Genomic DNA, 20661 nt, shown 5'->3' on the forward strand with positions numbered 1-20661 from the left:
TCCTCGCGGCGGTAATGTCCTATCCGGGCTGCCCGGAACTCGGTGCGGCGCCCAGCCTTCTGCTCGGCCGGTGGGTGAGGGTCGGCTGCACCCCATGGGGATGGTTGGATGCGAGGTTGCGCCTGACGGCCGAATGAGCCGTCACGCTTTCTCTCCAGCGCAAATCGCATCATCCCCATTACAGGCCTGTCCGGTTTCCAGAAGCGTCGCTCGCGATAGCGCTATGACGGTGCGGAATTGGCGCTACCCCGTCTTTGCACGCTATCGCGCGACAAACTGCGACAACAGCTTTTTCCCTGTTGGCGCCATTCCTTAAGCGTCGGAACTTGGCCTTCATGTCCGCCGTGCGCATCCTCTGGGGCCAGATACTCGTCGTCTTCGCGATCGTGCTCGCCACGACGTGGGGCGCGACAGAATGGACGGCGTGGCGGCTCGCCTTCCAGTCCGAATTGGGACTGCCGTGGTTCAAGATCGAGTCCTGGCCTTTCTACGCCCCGCCGGCGTTCTTCTGGTGGTGGTATCATTTCGATGCCTATGCTCCGGAGATTTTCATCGAGGGCGCAGCCATCGCGGCGTCGGGTGGCTTCGCCTCCATAGCCGCCGCGATCCTCATGTCGGTCCTGCGCGCCCGCGAATCGACGAACGTCATCACCTATGGCTCGGCGCGTTGGGCGACGGCGACCGAGATTCGCGACGCCGGAATGCTCGGGCCGGACGGCGTCGTGCTCGGCCGTCTCGACCATGACTATCTGCGCCACAACGGGCCGGAGCATGTTCTCTGCTTCGCGCCGACGCGGTCCGGGAAAGGCGTCGGCCTCGTCATTCCGACCTTGCTCACTTGGCTTGGCTCGGCGATCGTCCACGACATCAAGGGCGAAAATTGGAATCTCACCGCGGGATGGCGGTCGCGCTTCGGGCGCGTGCTGCTGTTCGATCCGACCAACGCCAATTCGGCCGCCTATAATCCCCTGCTCGAGGTGCGGCGAGGTCCTGCCGAGGTGCGCGATGTGCAAAATGTCGCCGACATTCTCGTCGATCCAGAAGGCGCTTTGGAGCGCCGCAATCACTGGGAAAAGACCAGCCACTCGCTCCTCGTCGGCGCGATCCTGCATGTTCTCTATGCCGAATCGGACAAGACGCTCGCCGGCGTCGCCAACTTTCTCTCGGACCCCAAACGCCCGATCGAGACGACGCTCAAGGCCATGATGACGACGAGGCATCTCGGCGCCGATGGACCGCATCCCGTCGTCGCCTCGACTGCGCGCGAGCTGTTGAACAAATCCGAGAACGAGCGCTCCGGCGTGCTGTCGACGGCCATGTCGTTTCTCGGCCTTTATCGCGATCCTGTCGTGGCGCAGGTGACGCGCCACTGCGACTGGCGCATCGACGATCTTGTTTCCAGCGATCGGCCAGCGACGCTCTATCTCGTCGTGCCACCGTCGGACATTTCGCGTACCAAGCCGCTCGTGCGCTTGGTGCTCAATCAGATCGGCCGCCGGCTGACCGAGGAGCTCGACGCGACAAATCGCAATCACCGGCTATTGCTGATGCTGGACGAATTTCCGGCGCTTGGTCGGCTCGACTTCTTCGAGTCGGCGCTCGCCTTCATGGCGGGCTATGGGATCAAAAGCTTCCTCATCGCCCAATCGCTCAACCAGATCGAGAAGGCCTATGGGCCGAACAACGCCATTCTCGACAATTGCCATGTGCGCGTCTCCTTCGCTACCAATGACGAACGAACGGCGAAACGCGTCTCCGACGCACTCGGCACCGCAACCGAGCTGCGCGCGATGCAGAACTATGCTGGGCACAGGCTCAGCCCTTGGCTCGGCCATTTGATGGTGTCACGCCAGGAAACCGCGCGACCGCTGTTGACGCCCGGCGAAATTATGCAGCTCCCCGCCACGGACGAAATCGTCCTCGTCTCCGGACTGCCGCCGATCCGTGCGAAGAAAGCGCGCTATTACGCGGATCGGCGATTGGCGGCGCGGATTTTCCCTTCGCCGCTCCTCGAAGGAGACGAGCGCGAGGGCTCAACACGGACTGCGACGCCATATCTTTTGCAGGACGACTGGATCATGGTGCGCTCGCTCCACACGGCTTTTGCGGAAGCGGAACGTAGCGATGCCACGACATCGGACGCTGATGATCCGGCGAACGGCGGCATTCGACGGGAGCCGGAAATCCCTGATCATGAAGCCATCGCGCCGGAAAGGACGGGGCCTGCATCGGCACGAGAGGAGCCAACGGACAACGACGACCATGACGACGCGGATGCGATCCGCGCGCGTGCTCTTCACAGCCGATTCCGATCCGTTGCGCGTCAGGCCACGATGGATTCCGACGATGGCATAGCGCTGTGAGGCGACGATGGCCGTAAAACACCGGCTCTCCGTCTATCTCGACGTCGAGATGATGGCGCGGCTAGAAAAGCTCGCGACGAAAGAGCGCGCCGCAAAATCGGCGATCGCCGAAGCCGCAATCATTTCCTTTCTCACGTCGGATGACACCGATCGATGGGAAGCGACCGTGACACGCCGGCTCGACCGACTCGCCCGCTCCGTCGATCGTATGGAGCGCGATCTCGAATTTTCCGTCGAGGCGTTGGCGCTCTACATTCGGGCATGGCTCACCGCAACTCCACCGCTGCCTGACGGCGCGCAAGCCGCCGCCCAGGCCAAAGGGCGCGAGCGTTACGAAAGCTTCGTCGAGGCGTTGGGACGCCGGCTCGCAAAGGGACAGCGACTGTCGCGGGAAATTTCGGAGGACGTGTCAACGCCTCCAGGTGAAGTCAGCGAGGAATAGACGGTCCGCACAAAGGCCAGAACCAGGAGCCCTCGATCACGTGTGGCCAGGCAATCTGACCGGCATGAGCAGCAAGAGGACCCGTATTCATCCGGCGGCGGCCGCCTTACGAATCAGCGCGTCGGATAAGACACTGTGACTAGCCACAGGTTAGTCACAGAGAGCCATGGATCGCATCGAGATCATCACGTCGGTCGAGCGACGTCGCAAGCACTCTCTCGCCGAGAAGGAGCGATTGGCCATGGCGGCCGCGGCTCCGGGGGCGAACGTCGTGGAGATCGCGCGGGCGGCCGGCGTCGACCCGAGTCTTGTCTATCGGTGGCGAAGAGCGCTTTCGGCGGCGCCATTGATATCGAGCGAGCTCGACACGCGAGACGAGCCGACTTTCGTTCCCGTGACGATCGCATCTGCGATGCCAGCGCCAATGCCCGCGTTGGAATCCGCGCCGTCGATGATCACCATCGAGTTCGCGGGCGGCGCACGGATGAAGATCGAAGGCGCGCCCGATGCGAAGATCTTGGCGAGCGTCATAGGCGCCTTGTCGAAGGCGGAGCGCTGAACGATGATTTCCTTCGGCGGCGGCGTCCGCGTGTTCTTATGTGCCGGCCATACCGACATGAGAAAGGGATTCGACACTCTCGCCTTGCTCGTGCAGGAAGGCATGAAGCGTAATCCTCACGCGGGCGATCTCTACGTCTTCCGAGGCCGTCGAGGCGACAGAATAAAGCTGATCTGGCATGACGGCCAGGGCGCATGCATGTTTACGAAACGTCTCGAGCGCGGACGATTCATATGGCCTTCGGCAACGGCGGGTGCGGCGGCGATATCGGCCGCGCAGCTGGCTTTTCTCTTGGACGGAATCGATTGGCGAATGCCCCAGAAAACATGGCGTCCGAGCACCGCGGGATAAGTGCGGCCAATCGCGCCGAGCGATAATTTCGGCAAGATTTTTCGACGCGAATATGCTCTACTTCGTGTCGTGACGACGAGCTTCGAGCCGCTTCCTTTAGACCTCGCGAGCGCGCATGCGCTGATCCTCGCGCAGCGTGAGCTGCTGGAGCAAGAGCAAGCAGCGCGCATCGTCGCGCAGAGCGAAGCGAAGGTTCGCGCGCTCGAGGTGGAGCGGCTGAAGCTGCTGCTCGCCAAGGCGCGGCGCGAGGCCTTCGGCCAATCATCGGAACGCGCCAAGCTGCTCGTCGAACAGCTCGAGCTGGCGATCGAGGATCTGGAAGAGGCGCAAGGAGCCGAAGAGGCGAAGGCCGATCTCGCCGCGACGAAAGCCGGCAAGATAAGGGCTCCGAGAGGACCGCGCGGGCCGCGCAAGCTGCCGGAGAATCTCCCCGTCGAGCGGATCATGGAGCCCGCGCCCTGCGCCTGCGGCAAATGCGGCGGCCTGCGCTTGCACAAGCTCGGCGAGGAGGTGACGAAGACGCTCGAATGCGATCCGCGCCGCTGGAAGATCGTCGAGCATGTGCGCGAGAAGTTCACCTGCCGCGATTGCGACGCCATCACCGAGACGCCGGCGCCGTCGCATCCGATCCCGCGCGGCTTCGCCGGACCGAGCTTGCTGGCGATGGTTCTGGTGAACAAGTTTCTGCTGCATCAGCCGCTCAATCTTCAGAGCGCGACCTTCAGGCGCGAAGGCGTCGAGATCGACACGTCGACGCTCGCCGATCGGGTCGGCGCCTGCGTCGTCGCGCTGGAGCCCATTCTCGACGCGCTGCGTCGTCACGTACTCGCCGCCGAACGGATCCACGCTGACGACACGACGGTTCCGGTGTTGGCGAAGACGAAGACGCGGACCGGCCGCCTCTGGGTCTATCTGCGCGACGATCGGCCCTTCGGTGGAAAGACGCCGCCGGCCGCTTTCTTCGAATATTCGGCGTCGCGCCATGGCGAATATCCCAGCGCTCATCTGTCCGGCTGGGCTGGCGTCATGCAAGCCGACGCCTTCGCCGGCTTCAACGAGCTCTATGACGCCAAGCGAAAGCCGGGGCCGATTTTAGAAGCCGCGTGCTGGGCGCATAGCCGACGCAAATTCTTCGAGCTCGCCAAGCTCGCGAAGGCGCCGATCGCAATCGAGGCGGTGCGCCGTATCGACGAGCTGTTCGAGATCGAGCGCGGCATAGCCGGAAAGCCGCCCGACGAACGAAAAGCGGCGCGTCGATTGCAATCGAAGCCGCTGGTCGACGCGCTCGAGACATGGCTGCGAGAGCAACGCGCGCTCGTCTCGGGCAAGAGCGATATCTGCAAGGCGATCAACTACAGCCTCAATCGCTGGGGGTCATTCACACGATTCCTCGACGACGGACGCATCTGCCTCTCCAATAATGCCGCCGAACGCGCTTTGCGTGGCGCCGCGATCGGACGTCGCGTCTGGAAATTCGTCGGCTCCGACGAGGGCGGACGCCGGGCCGCCGCCGTTCTTTCACTGATCGAGTCTTGCAAGCTCAACGACGTGGACCCGCAAGCCTGGCTCGCGCATGTCCTCGCCAAATTGCCCGACCATCCGGCTACGAGGGTCGACGAGTTCCTGCCATGGCGCTGGAAGGCCGAACGCGCATCCACGCCGAAAGCGGCCGACGACATCGCGGCTTAAGGATTCCGCCCTTGCAGGAAATTTCTGCGGCCTTCGGCGGATGAATACGAGGACCCCGGCACGACCGCATTAAGACGCGAGTGCGGGCGCGAGATGCAATCGTTATTGCCACACATGATTCTATGTGCGAGTATACATAAAAGCATGTGATCAACGCGCAGGGGTGAGATGGGCTATGAGGAATTTCTCCGTACCTTGGCGCGGGCAGGCCTAAGCATCCGTGCGTTTGCCGAATTGATTGCGATGAACCCGAACTCTGTCTCAAATTATGCTCGTTCAGGAGAGGTGCCCGATAAGCTGGCCATTATCGCGGCGCTCGTCGCCGAAATGAGCGTGCAGCAGCTCGATTTCCGGAGCGTGATCGCGTCGGTGGAACTGACAGCGAAGAAGCCGCGCGGCGGCTCACGTGCGGGTCATTTCGGTGGGGATCGGCAAGTACCGCTGGATCTCGATCAATGACGGTGCTTGGCATTCCATCGAAGTTCGGCGCGTCCGGCGCAGTCTCACTCTCTTTGGTGGGAGGAGGCGAATGATCGCCATGCTCGACACGCTAACGGAGCTAGGAGCAGATCGCGACAGCCTTCATCCCTTCGATTGTCCGGCGCCAGAACTGCTTGCCTACTCGACCATTTTGATGGCCCGTGGCCATGACAATGACCTGCACCTTGTCGAAGGCGTCTACGAGTGGCAAGAAGCGCCGCTAGTCTTCTTGGTCGATGGCAACAAACTGAACGGCGATTTCCGACGGCTTAAGCGCATCCGACGTATCCTCGCGATGCGTGGCGATGCGCCTTACCTCGGTGTGGTTCATCCGGGAAGGTTAGATGTTTACAGGATCGCGCTCGATCGTCATTCGCTCTCGACGGTTCGCGTCGATACAGGCGTTTCCGATGATGAATCGTGGTTGACCTTCGCACGTCTGGCAAATCTGCGCCCAGCTGCAGAGATCAATGACAAGACCTGGATCACTGGCGTCATTCTGAAGCTACTCGATCAGGCGATCTCCTCTTTAAAGACAAATGACGGGCTCTCAGGCGAAGATGCAATATCACTCGTCGGCCGAGCACTATTCATGAGATTTCTTGCTGATCGCGCTCTATTGCCACCCGCGAAAGATATCGTTGCTGGTGACACGGGATGGCTCGGATCCGCTCCAGCGGAGCACGAGTTTTTCGATCGACCGGATACAGTACGTCGTTCTTGCGCATGGCTCGATAAGACGTTCAATGGGGATCTGCTGCCGCTATCAGACGAAGTCTTTCCGAAGCTCACAGTGGCAGCATGTCATGTGCTTGGCAACATTCTGCGCCGCGCAGACGACGGCCAGCTGTCGCTGGGTTGGCAGGAGCGGTGGGATAATCTCGACTTCTCGCACATCCCGGTAGGGGTACTGAGTCAAGCCTATGAGTATTATCTGCGCAAACACGCCCCCAAACAACAGCAGCAAGAGGGAGGCTTCTATACACCGCATGCGATTGCGAATTTGATGATATCGGCTGCGTTTCGTGGTTTGAACGCGCAGGGTATCGCGGCATCCGCGCGCGTGTTGGACCCTGCGGCTGGAGCTGGCGTTTTTCTCCTTGCCGCTTTTCGAGAGTTGGTTGCGGCGCGCTGGAGATATGAAGGAGCGAGACCCAATACGACAGCACTCCGTGAAATCCTCTACAAGCAAATACGCGGCTTTGAGATCAACGAGGCCGCGCTGCGTTTTTGTGCGCTTGGCCTCTACCTGTTATCGATCGAACTCGATCCCAATCCACGACCCGTAGACAAGCTGCATTTCGATGATTTACGTGGCTTCGTCTTGCATCGCCCGGTCGATGCCTCTCGACCCGAAGCGAAGCAGTTGGGGAGCCTCGGTCCGTTGATCGGAGCGGAACATGACGGTCAGTACGACTTGGTTATCGGAAATCCGCCGTGGGCCAGTGCGACCGGTCTGGAAGACTGGGGTCTCCTGCTCGCGGAAATTCACGTCACCGCTCGCAGCAGACTCGGAGAGAATGCCGTTGCCCCCCCTTTGCCCAACGCGGTTCTTGATCTGCCATTTGTTTGGCGAGCGATGCGATGGGCAAGGCCCAACGGACAAATTGCATTTGCACTACACGCAAGAATTCTTTTTCAACAGGGAGACGGCATGCCGCTCGCCCGGCAGAGCCTATTTGAGGCGATCGACGTAACTTCAATCATTAACGGTTCTGAACTTCGCCAGACCAAGGTATGGCCCAGCATCTCGGCACCATTCTGCTTGCTATTTGCAGCGAACAGGTCAGCGCACACGGCCTCTGGCTTCCGAATGATCACGCCAAGATATGAAAAAAGCTTCAATAATGCCGGCATAATGAGGTTAGATGCGACAAATTCCTATATCGTACGTCCGCAAGATTTACGTGAGCGTCCCGAAACTTTGAAGATCCTCTTTCGCGGCAGCGAGGCCGATCTTTCACTAATAGATAGGGTACGACGGGGTAATTTCACGACTCTTGCGCGCTACTGGGGAGAGCGACGACTACCTAACGGTAATGGTTACCAAAGCCTTCGCCTAAGCAGCAAGCGAAATACCGACGGCACGATTGGAGAGGACGCGGCCGATCTAATTGGGCTGCCTCATCTGCAAAAGGGTGAAGCGGAAGCCCTCAACATCGATATAAGATCATTGCAGCCATTCGAAATCAGACGTCTTCATCGCAAGCGTCAAAGAGGAATATATAGTGCACCGATCCTTCTTATCCATCAAACCCCACCGGCCGATACGCAACGTATCCGAATGTCAGTCTGCTGTAAGGATGTAGTTTACAGTGAAAGCTGGTATGGTTACAGTGCACAAGGAATTGCTGATGCTCCGCATCTGCTTCGATATCTCGCACTTGTTCTTGGTAGCCGCACGGCAATGTGGATGTCATTAATTACAAGCGGAAAATTTGGATTTGAACGTGATGTAATTGAAAAATCTATTGTAGAGGAGATTCCTATCCCGTTGTTCGAAGATCTAGGATCTTCACGAGTAAAAGAAGTCGAGGAGCTATTCACCCGGTTGGAAGCGAAGGAGAGCGACGCATGGCCGGAGGTCGACTCCTGGGTGGCAAAACTCTATGGCCTTGGCGAGCGAGACCTGACCGTCATCAACGATACATTGCGATTCAACCTTCCATACGCTGAAAATCGTGAGTTGGCGCAAGGAGAGCCATCTCTTGCCCAGATCAAAGTCTATTGTCAGACACTTGAAACGGAACTCACCCGTTTTGCCCAGCGATTCCAGTGTAGAGTTCGTGTTAGCCCCGTTGAAAATAGACGGTCTTCGCCATGGCAAACATTGCATATTGTAGTCTGTCAGAATGCTAAAGTCAAAGAGCCAGAGCAGGTTTTTTCCTCGGATATCCGTGCGCTTACCGCTCTCGCTGATCGCGCAGGTGCTACAGAAATCGTTATAGAAGAAGGAAAGCAGCGCCTCTCGATGGTGCTGCTCGCTCAGGCTCGCTACTGGAGCGAAACGCAGGCCCGCCTCGCGGCGCAGCGCATAATTTGGACGCGCCCGGAACTATTTAGGGAGCGCTTATCAGTATGAGTGGACTGTTTCCAGGACTGCGGCAGGATCATTTGGCTGAGTTAATTCGCGGGCAGGAGTTGCCGTTGGCAGCGCTTGACCCTATCCATATCGAACTAATTCTCGAATTACTTCAGCATGCCTATGAAGGAATAAAATCGGATTATCCTTGTGCGGTATCTGCCGGTGACGAAAAGCATCTCAACAGCCTGATGGTCGACCGCCTGAACCATCTCGTGGGCGATGATCCCTTGGCAAGTTTAGTTGTTCGTGCGGTTTCGCGAGGTACCGAGACAAAAAATTACGATGCAAGCCGTTTTGAAATGCGCCCAGATATCCAGATTTCGCTGACAAGCAGGCAGCATCTATTTCCGTTGATCGTTGAATGTAAGCTCATCGATACCGCCAAGCAAAAGACCATCGAGCGATATTGCCTGGACGGGCTGGCCCGGTTCACCTCGGGGGATTACGCTTGGACAAATCGGGAGGCTTTGATGCTCGCCTATGTGAGGGACGGAGCCTCGACATCGAGCCTTCTTTGCCCGTTTCTCGCAGCGGCAATGGCGTTGTCACCTCCTGAATACGCTGTGGTATCACTCCCCCAAAAATGCGCGCTATCGTTGCCGGATGCAGCTCGATCTGATCACGGGCGATATTTCTCGTATGCGCATGGCGCTCAAAGCGGAAAGCCGCCTGGCAACATCGCTGTCTGGCATCTGTGGGTTAATTGATCATGCGCCTCGGCTTATAGGCGACTGCAGCTTCAATTCGGCTTGAAGAAAGAGGGACAGGAATATGATGAAGATCATTGGGCTTGGAGCGTAATTTAACGCGGCGACAGCTGAAGCAATCGGCTGGAGCGGTCTCCGGCTAAATCGTGTTCAGTGAGCGGGACGATGGCCGGAGGACATCGAGCGCGGATCATACCATCATTGTGGCGGAGACACGCGTGCAGTTCCGGTGCGGACTACACATCGCCATCCCCTTGTCTTTGCGCGCCAGAGCACTACGCTCGCCTCTAACTTGTTGCCAATAAGCGAATTCCGCCTTTCCTAATCGACCCCGGCCTCGAACCGCTCGCGTGCGATTCGAGCGAACCCAGGGGCGAAGGTGACGGCTCATTCCCGCAATGCTGAAGCGATTTTGCGCGGCGCGCGCATGTTGCGCACGGCGCTGGGGCCGCAGATCGCCCGCTGGCTGGACGACGAGAGCGTCGTCGAAGTCATGCTCAATCCCGACGGACGGCTCTGGCTCGATCGCCTGACGAGCGGGTTGGAAGACGCAGGCGCGACTCTGCCGCCCGAGGACGGCGACAGGATCATCCGCCTCGTCGCGCATCATGTCGGCGCAGAGGTTCATCCGGAGGCGCCGCGGGTCTCGGCGGAGCTGCCGGAAACAGGCGAGCGTTTCGAGGGTCTGCTGCCGCCCGTCGTCGCCGCGCCGGCCTTCGCCATCCGCAAGCCGGCGGTCGCCATCTTCACGCTCGACGACTATGTCGCCGCCGGCGTCATGGCGCAGGAACACGCCGCGACGCTACGCGCCGCCGTCGTCGGTCGGATGAATATCCTGGTCGCGGGCGGCACCTCCACCGGCAAGACGACGCTGGTCAACGCGCTGCTCGCTGAGGTCGCCAAGACCTCGGACCGCGTCGTGCTGATCGAGGACACGCGCGAGCTGCAGTGCGCCGCCCCCAATCTTGTGGCGCTGCGGACCAAGGATGGCGTCGCCTCGCTTTCGGACCTCGTGCGCTCCTCCCTGCGCCTGCGGCCCGACCGCATTCCGATCGGTGAGGTGCGCGGGCCGGAAGCGCTCGATTTGCTCAAGGCCTGGGGCACCGGCCATCCCGGCGGCATCGGCACCATCCATGCCGGATCGGCGCTCGGCGCGCTGCGCCGGCTCGAGCAGCTCATCCAGGAAGCGGTCGTCACCGTGCCGCGCGCGCTGATCGTCGAGACGATCCAGATCGTCGCCGTGCTCGCCGGACGCGGCGCCGAGCGAAAACTCATCGAGCTCGCCGCCGTCAAGGGGCTGAACAAGCGCGGCGAATACGCGCTCGCCGATCTCACGCGCATCAAATTCGGAGAAAACCATGAATAGGGAATTCGCCCACACACGATTTCGGATTCGCTTCGCCGCCGGCTTCGTCTCGCTGGGCGTCGTGACTCTTTCGACGGCCGCGCATGCCGCGGGCTCGAATATGCCCTGGGAGCAGCCGCTCCAGCAGATTTTGCAGTCGATCGAGGGGCCAGTCGCCAAAATCATCGCCGTGATTATCATTATCACGACCGGCCTGACGCTCGCTTTCGGCGACACGTCGGGCGGATTTCGCCGGCTGGTACAGATCGTCTTCGGCCTCTCCATCGCCTTTGCCGCTTCGAGCTTCTTCCTCTCGTTCTTCTCATTCGGCGGCGGAGCCCTGATCTGATGGAGGACGCATCCTTCTCATCCGACGGCGCCGTGGCGGGATTTCGCGTCGCGATGCATCGCTCTCTCACCGAGCCGATCCTTCTCGGCGGCGCGCCGCGCTCGATCGCCATCCTCAACGGAACGCTGGCGGCCGCCCTCGGCCTCGGCCTGCGGCTTTGGATCGCTGGGCTCGCCTTTTGGATTATCGCCCAGCTCGCCGCCGTCTGGGCGGCGAAGCGCGATCCGCAATTCGTCGAAGTCATACGCCGCCATCTGCGCTACCCCGCGCATCTCGGCGCTTGAGGAGGCGGCGTCGATGCTGAACCTCGCCGAATATCGCAAGAAGCCGCACAGCCTCGCCGATTTCCTCCCCTGGGCGGCTCTGGTTGCGCCCGGCGTCGTGTTGAATAAGGACGGCTCCTTTCAGCGCACCGCGCGATTTCGCGGACCCGATCTCGACAGCGCGACGCAGGCCGAGCTCGTCGGCGCGACAGCGCGGCTCAACAATGCGCTTCGGCGTCTCGGCTCGGGCTGGGCGATCTTCGTCGAAGCGCAGCGCAATCCCGCACAGCATTACCCGTCGAGCCCCTTTCCCGATCCCGTCTCGGCGCTCGTCGAGCTGGAGCGCAAGGCGCAGTTCGAGGAAGAAGGCGTCCATTTCGAGAGCGCGTATTTCCTGACTCTGCTGTTCCTGCCGCCCGAGGATGAGGCGGCGGGCGCGGAGAGCTGGCTCTACGAAGGCCGCTCTTCGGAAGCGAACGCTACCGCCATTTTGTCGGCGTTCGTCGATCGGACCGACCGCGTGCTGCAGCTCGTCGAGGGCTTCGCGCCGGAAGCCGAATGGCTCTCGGACAGCGAGACGCTGACCTACCTCCATTCCTGCGTTTCAACCAAGCGCCACGGCGTCCGCGTCTCCGAAACGCCCATGCACCTCGACGCCATTCTGGTCGACGAACCCTTGACCGGCGGCCTGGAACCGCGGCTCGGAAACGCCCATTTGCGCGTCCTCACCATCATGGGCTTTCCGTCGTCGACCTATCCCGGCGTGCTCGACGAGCTCAACCGCCTCGCCTTTCCCTATCGCTGGTCGACGCGGGCGATCACGCTCGACAAGACCGACGCGGCGAAGATTCTGACGCGCATCCGCCGGCAATGGTTCGCCAAGCGCAAATCCGTCTTCGCCATACTGAAGGAAGTGATGACCAACGAAGCGTCGGTTCTGCTCGACACCGACGCCCACAATAAGGCGCTCGACGCCGACGCTGCGCTCCAGGATTTGGGCTCCGATCTCATCGGCGAATCCTATGTCACCGCGACGCTGACTGTCTGGGACGAGAACCCGGGCCTCGCCGACGAAAAGCTCCGACTCGCCGAGAAGGTGATCCAGGGGCGCGACTTCACCTGCATGGCCGAGACGGTCAACGCCATCGAGGCCTGGCTCGGCTCTCTTCCCGGCCATGTCTACGCCAATGTGCGCCAGCCGCCGATCTCGACGCTCAATCTCGCCCATATGATTCCGCTCTCCGCCGTCTGGGCGGGGCCGCTCACCGACGCGCATCTCGACGCCCCGCCGCTGCTGTTCGCCAAGACGGAGGGCTCGACCCCGTTCCGCTTTTCGCTGCATGTCGGGGACGTCGGCCACACGCTCGTCGTCGGGCCGACCGGCGCGGGAAAAAGCGTGCTGCTCGCCCTCATGGCGCTGCAGTTCCGACGTTACGAGCACGCGCAGATTTTCGTCTTCGATTTCGGCGGCTCGGCGCGGGCGACGACGCTCGCCATGGGCGGGGACTGGAACGACCTCGGCGGCGCACCCGCCGAGGGCACGGTCGATCCCGTTGCCCTGCAGCCGCTGTCGCGCGTCGACGAGATTTCCGAACGCGCCTTCGCATCGGAATGGCTCGCCGCGATCCTCGCGCGCGAAAATGTCACCGTGACGCCGGAAGTGAAGGAGCATCTTTGGTCGGCGCTGTCGTCGCTGGCATCGGCTCCGATCGGCGAGCGCACGCTCACCGGCCTCTCCGTCCTCCTGCAATCCAAATCTCTCAAACGCGCCCTGCAGCCTTATTGCCTCGGCGGTCCGCATGGACGGCTGCTCGATTCGGAGACCGAATATTTCGGACAAGCGGATGTTCAGACCTTCGAGACCGAGGGGTTGATCGGCTCCTCCGCAGCTCCAGCCGTCCTCGCCTATCTCTTTCACCGCATCGAGGGCCGGCTCGACGGCGCGCCGAGCCTCATCATTATCGACGAAGGCTGGCTCGCGCTCGACGACAAGGGATTCTCCAGCCAATTGCGCGAATGGCTCAAGACCTTGCGCAAGAAGAACGCCTCCGTCGTCTTCGCGACCCAGTCGCTCGCCGACATCGAAACGAGCCCGATAGCGCCGGCGATCGTCGAGAGCTGCCCGACGCGCATCTTTCTCCCCAATGAGCGCGCGCTGGAGCCGCAGATCGCGGCCATCTATCGGCGCTTCGGCCTCAACGACCGGCAGATCGAGATCGTCGCGCGGGCAGCGCCGAAGCGCGACTATTACTGCCAGTCGCGGCGCGGCAATCGGCTGTTCGAGCTCGGCCTCGGGCCGTTGGCGCTCGCGCTCTGCGCCGCTTCCTCCAAGACCGACCAGAAGCTCATCTCCGAGCTTTTCGCGCAAAGCGGGCGCGAGGGGTTTGCGCGCGCCTGGCTCACGGCGCGCGGCCTCGCCTGGGCCGCCGATCTTCTCGCACAAAACGCCGATCCGGAGGCTTCACGATGAATCCTGTTCGTTATTCGCTTTCCGCGCGCCGGCTCGGTGTCGCGCTCGCGCTCGCGGCGTCCCTGTCGTCGCCGTCGGCACGTGCGCAATTCGTCGTGTTCGATCCGACCAATTACGCCCAGAATGTCATGACGGCGGCGAACACGCTGCAGCAGATCAACAATCAGATCAGCGGCCTGCAGAACCAGGCGCGTTCGCTCCTCAATCAGGCGAAGAACCTCGCCAATCTCCCTTATTCGTCTTTACAGACGATTCAACAGTCGATCGCGCAGACCCAGCAGCTTCTGCAACAGGCGCAGCGCATCGCCTATGATGTCCAACAGATCGACCGCGCCTTCGCCACCCACTATGGCGCGGCGAGTCCTTCCGCGAGTTCCGCCGATCTGATCGCCGGCGCGCAGCAGCGCTGGCAGAATTCTGTCGCGGCATTGCAGGATGCGCTTCGCGTGCAGGCCGGAATCGTGCAGGCGATCGACACGACGCGCTCGGAGGCGGGCGCGCTCGTCTCATCGAGCCAGTCCGCCGTCGGCGCCTTGCAGGCTTCGCAAGCCGGAAATCAGCTTCTCGCGCTGCAAAGCAAGCAGCTCGCCGATGTGGCGGCGCTGCTTGCGTCGCAGGGGCGCGCGCAATCGCTCGAAGCCGCGCGTAACGCCGCCGCCCAAGAGCAGGCGCGCGAGCAGCTGCGCCGCTTCATTGCGCCGGGACAGGGCTATCAGCCCGGCAATGTCTCCATGTTTCACAATTGAGGGAGCCGCCATGAAGATCGAGCGCTGGGTCGACTCCGAAGATCTAGCCTTCGTGGCGCTCGGCGTTGCGTTCGGGGCCGTCGCGATTCTCGCGTTTCAGGCCAGTTCTTGCGAGCTCGAAGCGCACGCGCGAGCGACAGTCGCGGCGCCAGCGTCCATGTCGTTTCGCTCCGCGCCGAACGACGAAGCGCTGTCGCGACGCGGAGCCGTGATCGTCGAAAGTGCGCACGCCGACACCTGTCGGGACTTGTCGGCGCCGGAATGTCGCGCAACCGCGGCGCCCGGAAATCTGGTCGAACGCGCGGATTCGACGCTCGACGCGTTCTCGCTGCGTCTCGAGGCGCCGGAATTCATCACGCCGGCGGACGCGCAAATTCCGAAGGGCGAATGAGCCATGGGCGGAACCGGCGTCATCGATCGATTCCTGGAGACCTTCACTTCCTATATCGATTCGGGCTTCGGCCTGCTCGGCGGCGAGGTGAGCTTCCTCGCCTCGACCCTCGTCGTCATCGACGTCATCCTCGCCGCGCTCTTCTGGAGCATGGGGCCAGACGAGGACATCATCGCCCGGCTCGTGAAGAAGACGATGTTCGTCGGCGTCTTCGCCTGGCTCATCGGCAATTGGAACACGCTCGCCCGCATTATCTTCCAGAGCTTCTCCGGTCTCGGCCTGAAGGCCGCTGGCAGCAGCCTGTCGACTGCCGACTTTCTGCGTCCCGGCCGCGTCGCGCAGGTCGGCTTCGACGCTGGCCGTCCGCTGCTCGACACCATTTCCGGGCTGATGGGATATGTGTCCGTCGTCGTGAACTTCGTGCAGATCGGCGTGCTGTTCTTCGCGTGGCTCGTCGTTGTCCTGAGCTTCTTCATCCTCGCGATCCAGCTCTTCATCACGTTGATCGAATTCAAGCTGACGACGCTCGCGGGCTTCGTGCTCATTCCCTTCGGCCTCTTCGGCAAGACCGCTTTCCTCGCCGAGCGCGTGCTCGGCAACGTCGTCTCGTCGGGCGTGAAGGTGCTGGTGCTCGCCGTCATCGTGGGCATCGGCTCGACGCTGTTCAGTCAATTCACGCAGGGTGCCGGCGGCGCGCAGCCGACGATCGAAGACGCCATGGCGCTCGCCCTCGCGGCGCTCTCCCTGCTCGGACTCGGCATATTCGGCCCGGGCATCGCTAACGGCATTATCTCCGGCGGCCCGCAGCTCGGCGCCGGCGCCGTAGTCGGAACCGGCCTCGTGGTGGCCGGCGCGGGCGCCGTCGGCCTCGGCGCTACGCGCCTCGCGGGCGGAGCGATCTCGAGCCTCGCCGGACGCCGCGACACTGTCGCCGCCACGACGATCCCGCCGGGGCCGGGCCCCGGATCTCCCGGCCCGTCAGCGGTCGGATCGCCGTCGTCCGGAGGTGACGGAGGGCCGGGAAGCGGAGCGAGCGCGCCGACCGGCGGGCCGATCAGTCACGGCACAGGTGAGGTGGCGTCGAGCCTCTCCGGCGGCGGCACGGAGCGTCCTGTCTCCTCCTCGACCGAGGTGCCCGCCTGGGCGCGACGCCTGAAAAATCGTCAAGGCGTCACCCATGGCCTGTCGCTCGCCGCCCATTCGCTCCGCTCTGGCGATTCGCATGGCGGCGGAGCCTCCATCAACCTCTCCGAGGTGCGCTGATGTTCAAACGCTCGTCCATCCGCTACGGGCGCACTCCCGAGCCCGAAACGCCCTATCAGAAGGCCGCGCAGGTCTGGGACGAGCGCATCGGCTCGGCCCGAGCGCAAGCCTATAATTGGCGACTGATTGCCTTCGGCAATCTGTTCCTCGCCGGCGGATTCGCCGCCGCGCTCGTCTGGCAGGGTGCCCGCGGCTCGATCGTTCCGTGGGTGGTCGAGATTGACAAGCTCGGCGAAGCCCAGGCGGTCGCGCCCGCAATCGCCGACTACAAGCCGACCGATCCGCAGATCGCCTGGCACCTCGCGCGCTTCATCGAATATGTGCGCTCCATTCCCGCCGATCCGATCATCGTGCGCCAGAACTGGCTGAAGGCCTATGATTTCGTCACCGATAAGGGCGCGCTGGCGCTGAACGATTACGCCCGCGCCAATGATCCTTTCGCCAAGATCGGCCAGGTTCAGGTCGCGGTCGACGTGTCGAGCGTCATCCGCGCCTCCGACGATTCCTTCCGCATCGCCTGGACCGAACGCCGCTACGAAAACGCCAGCCTCGCTGCGACCGAGCGCTGGACGGCGATCCTTTCGATCATCGTCCAGCCGCCGCGCGACCCCGAGCGCCTGCGCAAGAACCCGCTCGGCCTGTTCATCCACGCCGTCAACTGGTCGAAGGAGCTCGGACAATGAGGCTTCATTCCGCTCGTGCGCTCGCGTTCGCTATTCTCGGTTCCACGAGCCTCTACGCCTGCTCGGGCTTCAAGCCGCCGGACATCGACTATGACGATTTCCCCGCGCCGGCGGCGCTGCAGAGCGACCCGCCAGGGCCCGTCAAAATCGTCGAGGTTCCGAAAATCCTGCCACTTCCCGGCCAGCTCAAGCCGCTGGCGCGCGGCAAGGGCGAACCGCCGGAGCCGAATGACCCAAAGGCGCGCATCGAGCAGGCCAACGCCGCGGCGCGCATGGAGCCGCGCCGCGCCGGCTACATCAACGCGGTCCAGATCTACCCCTTCACCGAGGGCGCGCTCTATCAGCTCTACGCCGCGCCGGGCGAGATCACCGACATCGCCTTGCAGGAGGGCGAGCAGCTCGTCGGCTCCGGCCCGGTCGCCGCGGGCGACACGGTGCGTTGGGTCATCGGCGATACGGAAAGCGGCACCGGCGCGACGAAGAAAACTCACATTATGGTCAAGCCGACGCGCGCCGATCTGATGACAAACCTCGTCATCAACACCGACCGGCGCACCTATCACCTCGAGCTGCGCTCGACCGACAAGACCTATATGGCCTCGGTGTCCTGGCAATATCCGCAGGACGAACTGATCGCGCTACGCCGGCGCAATGTTGTTGCCGAGGCGGTCGCCCCTGTCGACACGGGTCTCGACATCTCCCGTCTGAATTTTCGCTACACGGTCGAGGGCGATGCCGCCCCCTGGCGGCCGCTGCGCGCCTTCGACGACGGCCGCAAGGTCTATATCGAATTCCCACGCGGGATATCGCAAGGAGAAATGCCGCCGCTGTTCGTCACCGGCGCCGCTGGCGACAGCCAGCTCGTCAATTACCGCGTGCGCGGCCATCACATGATCGTCGATCGGCTGTTCGCCGCGGCGGAGCTGCGTTTCGGCGCCGATTCGCAAAAGGTCGTGCGGATCGTGCGAAGCGACGGGAGGCCGTCGATATGAGCCCGCCGGAGCACGAGAAGAAGTTGGCCGAGGAGTTGCGGCTCCGACCCGAGCGCCCGCCGGTCACCCGGCTCTCGCGCCGCGCGCTGATCGCGCTTTCCGCGGTTTCTGCCACCGCCATTCTCGGTCTCACCGTCTACGCGCTCCAATCGAGAGGGCGCGCCTCGCCTCCGTCGGAACTCTATAGCACGGAGGCCAAAACCACCGCCGACGGGCTCGCGTCCCTGCCGCGCGACTATACGGCTCTGCCGAAGAATGTGCCGAAGCTCGGGCCTCCGCTCCCCGGCGATCTCGGACGGCCGATCCTCGCCGCGCAGGGGCAATTCCCGGCGCCCGCGGCCGTCGATCCGGAGGAGCAGCGCATCGGGCAGGAGCGCGAGGCGGCGCGCACCGCGAAGCTCTTCGCGACGACGAATGCGCGCGAGCGGCCGGCGTCGAGCGAAGGCGCTCCGCTATCCGCCTCGCCGTCCGTCGCGTCGCCGGCGGGGGAAACGCCGCCGATCGATCCGAACGACATCCAGAACATGCAGGACCGCAAGCTCGCCTTCGTCAACGCGCCCGTCGATCGCCGCACGGTGAGCTCCGATCGTCTCGCGCCTCCGGCGTCGCGCTATGTCCTTCAGGCTGGCGCCGTCATTCCGGCGGCGCTCGTTACCGGCGTTCGCTCCGATCTTCCCGGCCAGATCACCGCGCAGGTGACAGAAAATGTCTACGACAGCCCGACCGGCCGCTTTCTGCTCATCCCGCAGGGCTCGAAGCTGATCGGCGTCTATGATTCACAGATCGCTTTCGGCCAGTCGCGCGTGCTGCTCGTATGGAACCGTCTCATTCTCCCGGACGGGCGCTCCATCGTGCTGGAACGCCAGCCCGGCGCCGACGCCGCCGGCTTCTCTGGCCTCGAAGACGAGGTCGACCATCATTGGCTGAGATTGGCCGGCGCCGCGGCGCTGTCGACAATCCTCGGCGTCGGAGCGCAGCTCGGAACGACCGGCGACGAGAGCGCGCTCATGCAGGCGCTGCGACGTGGCGGCGCCCAGAGCTTCAACCAGACCGGCCAGCAGATCGTCGGCCGCAATCTCAACATTCAGCCGACGCTCACGATCCGTCCCGGCTTTCCTGTGCGCGTGATCGTCACGCGCGACTTGGTCCTCTCGAATTTTCCATCTGCCACAGAAATCAAAACTACCGAGCTCGACCAATGACGAAACTGAAACTCACCTCCGTGCAGGACGATAAGCCGGTCAAGCTCATTGTCGCCCTGCCGGCGGCGCTCCATCGCGATCTCGTCGCCTATGCGGAGATTCTCGCGAGGGACTGCGGGCAGAAGATCGAGCCCGCGAAACTGATCGCGCCGATGCTGGAAAAATTCATCGCGGGCGACCGGGGGTTTTTGAAGGCGCGAGGCACACGCAGGACCGCTATGCCTTCGACGTCGGCTTCTCCGTCGACATCGAGCGCGCCAGACTGAGGAAACGACGCAGCGCCGGATTATCGTTTCCCGGAAGCCAGGCCGCTCCATAGTCGAGGTTGCCGCCGTCGTCCGGGAGCCGCCGGAGTGTGACGTTCGGATACTGAATGAAAAGGCTTGTCTCACCGACGACGCTGAGACCGAACTGCAGGGCGACGAGCTTCATCACCGCATCTTGCGAAATCTCGTGAGTTTCAGACGAAGCTCGTCCCCCCAGTCTCGCCGTCCGCTCGAAGACAAGCTGGTCGAACCCCGAGCTTGTCGCCTCCCGACCAAAGATGAAATGTTCCTCTTTCACGAGAGCCCAGTCGACAACGTCGCAGCCCGCGAGCGGATGCCGTTCCGGCAAGGCGACGAACACTCTCGCCTTCCAGAATGTCTCGACATCGCAACCGGGAGCCGCCGTCCCGCCGACAACGAAGGCGAGATCGAGGCTGCGGTCCATTATCTTTCCGATCTGATGTTGCGATGAGCCCTCGAAAAGCTCCATTGCAACACCCGGATGAGAGACCCGATAGCCCCCGAGCAAAATGCCGAGATTGCCGGACGCCAAGCAAGGTAGAAGACCAATGCGGATGACGCCGTCCGTCCCTCGTCCAGCCGCCATTGCTCCCTTTACCGCACCGTCCAGCTCCTTGAAAGCCGCCCGCGCCCGTCTCAAGAATAGTTGACCCGCATCAGTTGGGCGCACGCCATCGGATCGCCGCTCGAAGAGCGAGACTCCAAGTTCGTCTTCGAGCTTCCGGACACGCCGGCTGACCGCGGACTGCCTCACTCCCAGGATTTTGGCGGCCCCACTAAAACTTGCCTGATCAGCAACGAGAAGCGCTCGATAGATCGACATCAAGTCTTTCATCGAAGCCTTACCTCGCATTCGAAAGTGATTTGAGGAACAAGACATTGACAAAGCGCAAGCGACGTCCGAGGATTCAGCAATCCGAGGCGAAGTGGCGCGCACACATCAGTTCGTGGCGACTTAAGGTGGTGGCCTTTGGAACCGCCCGCTTCTCGACCC

At 62.4% G+C, this 20661-nt stretch carries 20 protein-coding genes; 19 read left to right on the forward strand and 1 reads right to left on the reverse strand.

Annotated elements, in window-relative coordinates; translation table 11 throughout:
- The first annotated feature begins 335 nt into the window (after positions 1-335).
- From METLW3_RS0119635 to METLW3_RS0119740, 19 genes are all read left to right on the forward strand, one after another.
- Entirely contained in the window at positions 336-2363 is a 2028-nt protein-coding gene (locus METLW3_RS0119635; RefSeq protein ID WP_024881519.1) for a conjugal transfer protein TraG, read from the forward strand.
- 7 nt (positions 2364-2370) lie between these two features.
- On the forward strand, positions 2371-2805 hold the full coding sequence (locus METLW3_RS0119640; protein ID WP_024881520.1) for a ribbon-helix-helix protein, CopG family: 435 nt from the start codon (positions 2371-2373) through the stop codon (positions 2803-2805).
- 166 nt (positions 2806-2971) lie between these two features.
- Positions 2972-3364 carry a transposase gene (locus tag METLW3_RS0119645; protein ID WP_024881521.1) on the forward strand — a complete coding sequence of 131 codons (393 nt, stop codon included), beginning with the start codon at positions 2972-2974 and terminating at the stop codon, positions 3362-3364.
- Between the two features lie 3 nt (positions 3365-3367).
- On the forward strand, positions 3368-3715 hold the full coding sequence (gene tnpB / locus METLW3_RS0119650; RefSeq protein WP_024881522.1) for an IS66 family insertion sequence element accessory protein TnpB: 348 nt from the start codon (positions 3368-3370) through the stop codon (positions 3713-3715).
- Between the two features lie 69 nt (positions 3716-3784).
- The gene (locus tag METLW3_RS0119655; RefSeq protein ID WP_024881523.1) at positions 3785-5404 is read left to right on the forward strand and encodes an IS66 family transposase; all 1620 of its coding nucleotides are present in this window, start codon (positions 3785-3787) and stop codon (positions 5402-5404) included.
- 168 nt (positions 5405-5572) lie between these two features.
- A complete protein-coding gene (locus tag METLW3_RS0119660; RefSeq protein WP_024881524.1) occupies positions 5573-5863 on the forward strand; it encodes a hypothetical protein in 291 nt (96 codons plus the stop codon).
- A gap of 70 nt (positions 5864-5933) precedes the next feature.
- Positions 5934-8966: an N-6 DNA methylase gene (locus METLW3_RS27675; RefSeq protein WP_084484868.1), complete on the forward strand. Its 3033-nt coding sequence runs from the start codon at positions 5934-5936 to the stop codon at positions 8964-8966.
- On the forward strand, positions 8963-9676 hold the full coding sequence (locus tag METLW3_RS28365; protein ID WP_157516597.1) for a hypothetical protein: 714 nt from the start codon (positions 8963-8965) through the stop codon (positions 9674-9676). The genes METLW3_RS27675 and METLW3_RS28365 overlap by 4 nt, the downstream gene beginning before the upstream one ends.
- 427 nt (positions 9677-10103) lie before the next feature.
- Entirely contained in the window at positions 10104-11042 is a 939-nt protein-coding gene (gene trbB / locus METLW3_RS0119690) for a P-type conjugative transfer ATPase TrbB (protein WP_157516615.1), read from the forward strand.
- Positions 11035-11370 carry a TrbC/VirB2 family protein gene (locus METLW3_RS0119695; RefSeq protein ID WP_024881528.1) on the forward strand — a complete coding sequence of 112 codons (336 nt, stop codon included), beginning with the start codon at positions 11035-11037 and terminating at the stop codon, positions 11368-11370. Before trbB ends, METLW3_RS0119695 begins: the two co-directional genes overlap by 8 nt.
- Positions 11370-11654, forward strand: a complete 285-nt coding sequence (locus METLW3_RS0119700) for a VirB3 family type IV secretion system protein (protein WP_024881529.1) — start codon at positions 11370-11372, stop codon at positions 11652-11654. Before METLW3_RS0119695 ends, METLW3_RS0119700 begins: the two co-directional genes overlap by 1 nt.
- A gap of 13 nt (positions 11655-11667) precedes the next feature.
- Positions 11668-14103, forward strand: coding sequence for a conjugal transfer protein TrbE (trbE, locus tag METLW3_RS0119705; protein WP_024881530.1), 2436 nt, complete (start codon positions 11668-11670; stop codon positions 14101-14103).
- Positions 14100-14849 (forward strand): P-type conjugative transfer protein TrbJ, encoded by a 750-nt coding sequence (trbJ, locus tag METLW3_RS0119710; RefSeq protein ID WP_024881531.1) that lies wholly within the window; start codon positions 14100-14102, stop codon positions 14847-14849. The genes trbE and trbJ overlap by 4 nt, the downstream gene beginning before the upstream one ends.
- A gap of 10 nt (positions 14850-14859) precedes the next feature.
- Positions 14860-15240, forward strand: a complete 381-nt coding sequence (locus METLW3_RS0119715) for a hypothetical protein (protein ID WP_024881532.1) — start codon at positions 14860-14862, stop codon at positions 15238-15240.
- Between the two features lie 3 nt (positions 15241-15243).
- Entirely contained in the window at positions 15244-16503 is a 1260-nt protein-coding gene (gene trbL, locus METLW3_RS0119720) for a P-type conjugative transfer protein TrbL (RefSeq protein ID WP_024881533.1), read from the forward strand.
- A complete protein-coding gene (trbF, locus tag METLW3_RS0119725; protein ID WP_024881534.1) occupies positions 16503-17186 on the forward strand; it encodes a conjugal transfer protein TrbF in 684 nt (227 codons plus the stop codon). The genes trbL and trbF overlap by 1 nt, the downstream gene beginning before the upstream one ends.
- Positions 17183-18178: a P-type conjugative transfer protein TrbG gene (gene trbG / locus METLW3_RS0119730; protein WP_024881535.1), complete on the forward strand. Its 996-nt coding sequence runs from the start codon at positions 17183-17185 to the stop codon at positions 18176-18178. The genes trbF and trbG overlap by 4 nt, the downstream gene beginning before the upstream one ends.
- On the forward strand, positions 18175-19380 hold the full coding sequence (locus METLW3_RS0119735; RefSeq protein WP_024881536.1) for a TrbI/VirB10 family protein: 1206 nt from the start codon (positions 18175-18177) through the stop codon (positions 19378-19380). Before trbG ends, METLW3_RS0119735 begins: the two co-directional genes overlap by 4 nt.
- Positions 19377-19646, forward strand: a complete 270-nt coding sequence (locus METLW3_RS0119740; protein WP_024881537.1) for a DUF2274 domain-containing protein — start codon at positions 19377-19379, stop codon at positions 19644-19646. Before METLW3_RS0119735 ends, METLW3_RS0119740 begins: the two co-directional genes overlap by 4 nt.
- Here METLW3_RS0119740 and METLW3_RS0119745 read toward each other — a convergent pair.
- The gene (locus tag METLW3_RS0119745) at positions 19597-20502 is read right to left on the reverse strand and encodes a LysR family transcriptional regulator (protein WP_024881538.1); all 906 of its coding nucleotides are present in this window, start codon (positions 20500-20502) and stop codon (positions 19597-19599) included. The genes METLW3_RS0119740 and METLW3_RS0119745 overlap by 50 nt on opposite strands.
- Positions 20503-20661 lie beyond the last annotated feature (159 nt).

The organism is Methylosinus sp. LW3 (genome assembly GCF_000527115.1).
Lineage (GTDB): Bacteria > Pseudomonadota > Alphaproteobacteria > Rhizobiales > Beijerinckiaceae > Methylosinus.

Bases quoted from the DNA above. Each gene is read 5' to 3' on its own strand.
- METLW3_RS0119635 (WP_024881519.1), top strand. From the start codon at position 336: ATGTCCGCCGTGCGCATCCTCTGGGGCCAGATACTCGTCGTCTTCGCG.
- METLW3_RS0119640 (WP_024881520.1), top strand. From the start codon at position 2,371: ATGGCCGTAAAACACCGGCTCTCCGTCTATCTCGACGTCGAGATGATG.
- METLW3_RS0119645 (WP_024881521.1), top strand. From the start codon at position 2,972: ATGGATCGCATCGAGATCATCACGTCGGTCGAGCGACGTCGCAAGCAC.
- tnpB (WP_024881522.1), top strand. From the start codon at position 3,368: ATGATTTCCTTCGGCGGCGGCGTCCGCGTGTTCTTATGTGCCGGCCAT.
- METLW3_RS0119660 (WP_024881524.1), top strand. From the start codon at position 5,573: ATGGGCTATGAGGAATTTCTCCGTACCTTGGCGCGGGCAGGCCTAAGC.
- METLW3_RS27675 (WP_084484868.1), top strand. From the start codon at position 5,934: ATGATCGCCATGCTCGACACGCTAACGGAGCTAGGAGCAGATCGCGAC.
- METLW3_RS28365 (WP_157516597.1), top strand. From the start codon at position 8,963: ATGAGTGGACTGTTTCCAGGACTGCGGCAGGATCATTTGGCTGAGTTA.
- trbB (WP_157516615.1), top strand. From the start codon at position 10,104: ATGTTGCGCACGGCGCTGGGGCCGCAGATCGCCCGCTGGCTGGACGAC.
- METLW3_RS0119695 (WP_024881528.1), top strand. From the start codon at position 11,035: ATGAATAGGGAATTCGCCCACACACGATTTCGGATTCGCTTCGCCGCC.
- METLW3_RS0119700 (WP_024881529.1), top strand. From the start codon at position 11,370: ATGGAGGACGCATCCTTCTCATCCGACGGCGCCGTGGCGGGATTTCGC.
- trbE (WP_024881530.1), top strand. From the start codon at position 11,668: ATGCTGAACCTCGCCGAATATCGCAAGAAGCCGCACAGCCTCGCCGAT.
- trbJ (WP_024881531.1), top strand. From the start codon at position 14,100: ATGAATCCTGTTCGTTATTCGCTTTCCGCGCGCCGGCTCGGTGTCGCG.
- METLW3_RS0119715 (WP_024881532.1), top strand. From the start codon at position 14,860: ATGAAGATCGAGCGCTGGGTCGACTCCGAAGATCTAGCCTTCGTGGCG.
- trbL (WP_024881533.1), top strand. From the start codon at position 15,244: ATGGGCGGAACCGGCGTCATCGATCGATTCCTGGAGACCTTCACTTCC.
- trbF (WP_024881534.1), top strand. From the start codon at position 16,503: ATGTTCAAACGCTCGTCCATCCGCTACGGGCGCACTCCCGAGCCCGAA.
- trbG (WP_024881535.1), top strand. From the start codon at position 17,183: ATGAGGCTTCATTCCGCTCGTGCGCTCGCGTTCGCTATTCTCGGTTCC.
- METLW3_RS0119735 (WP_024881536.1), top strand. From the start codon at position 18,175: ATGAGCCCGCCGGAGCACGAGAAGAAGTTGGCCGAGGAGTTGCGGCTC.
- METLW3_RS0119740 (WP_024881537.1), top strand. From the start codon at position 19,377: ATGACGAAACTGAAACTCACCTCCGTGCAGGACGATAAGCCGGTCAAG.
- METLW3_RS0119745 (WP_024881538.1), bottom strand. From the start codon at position 20,502: ATGAAAGACTTGATGTCGATCTATCGAGCGCTTCTCGTTGCTGATCAG.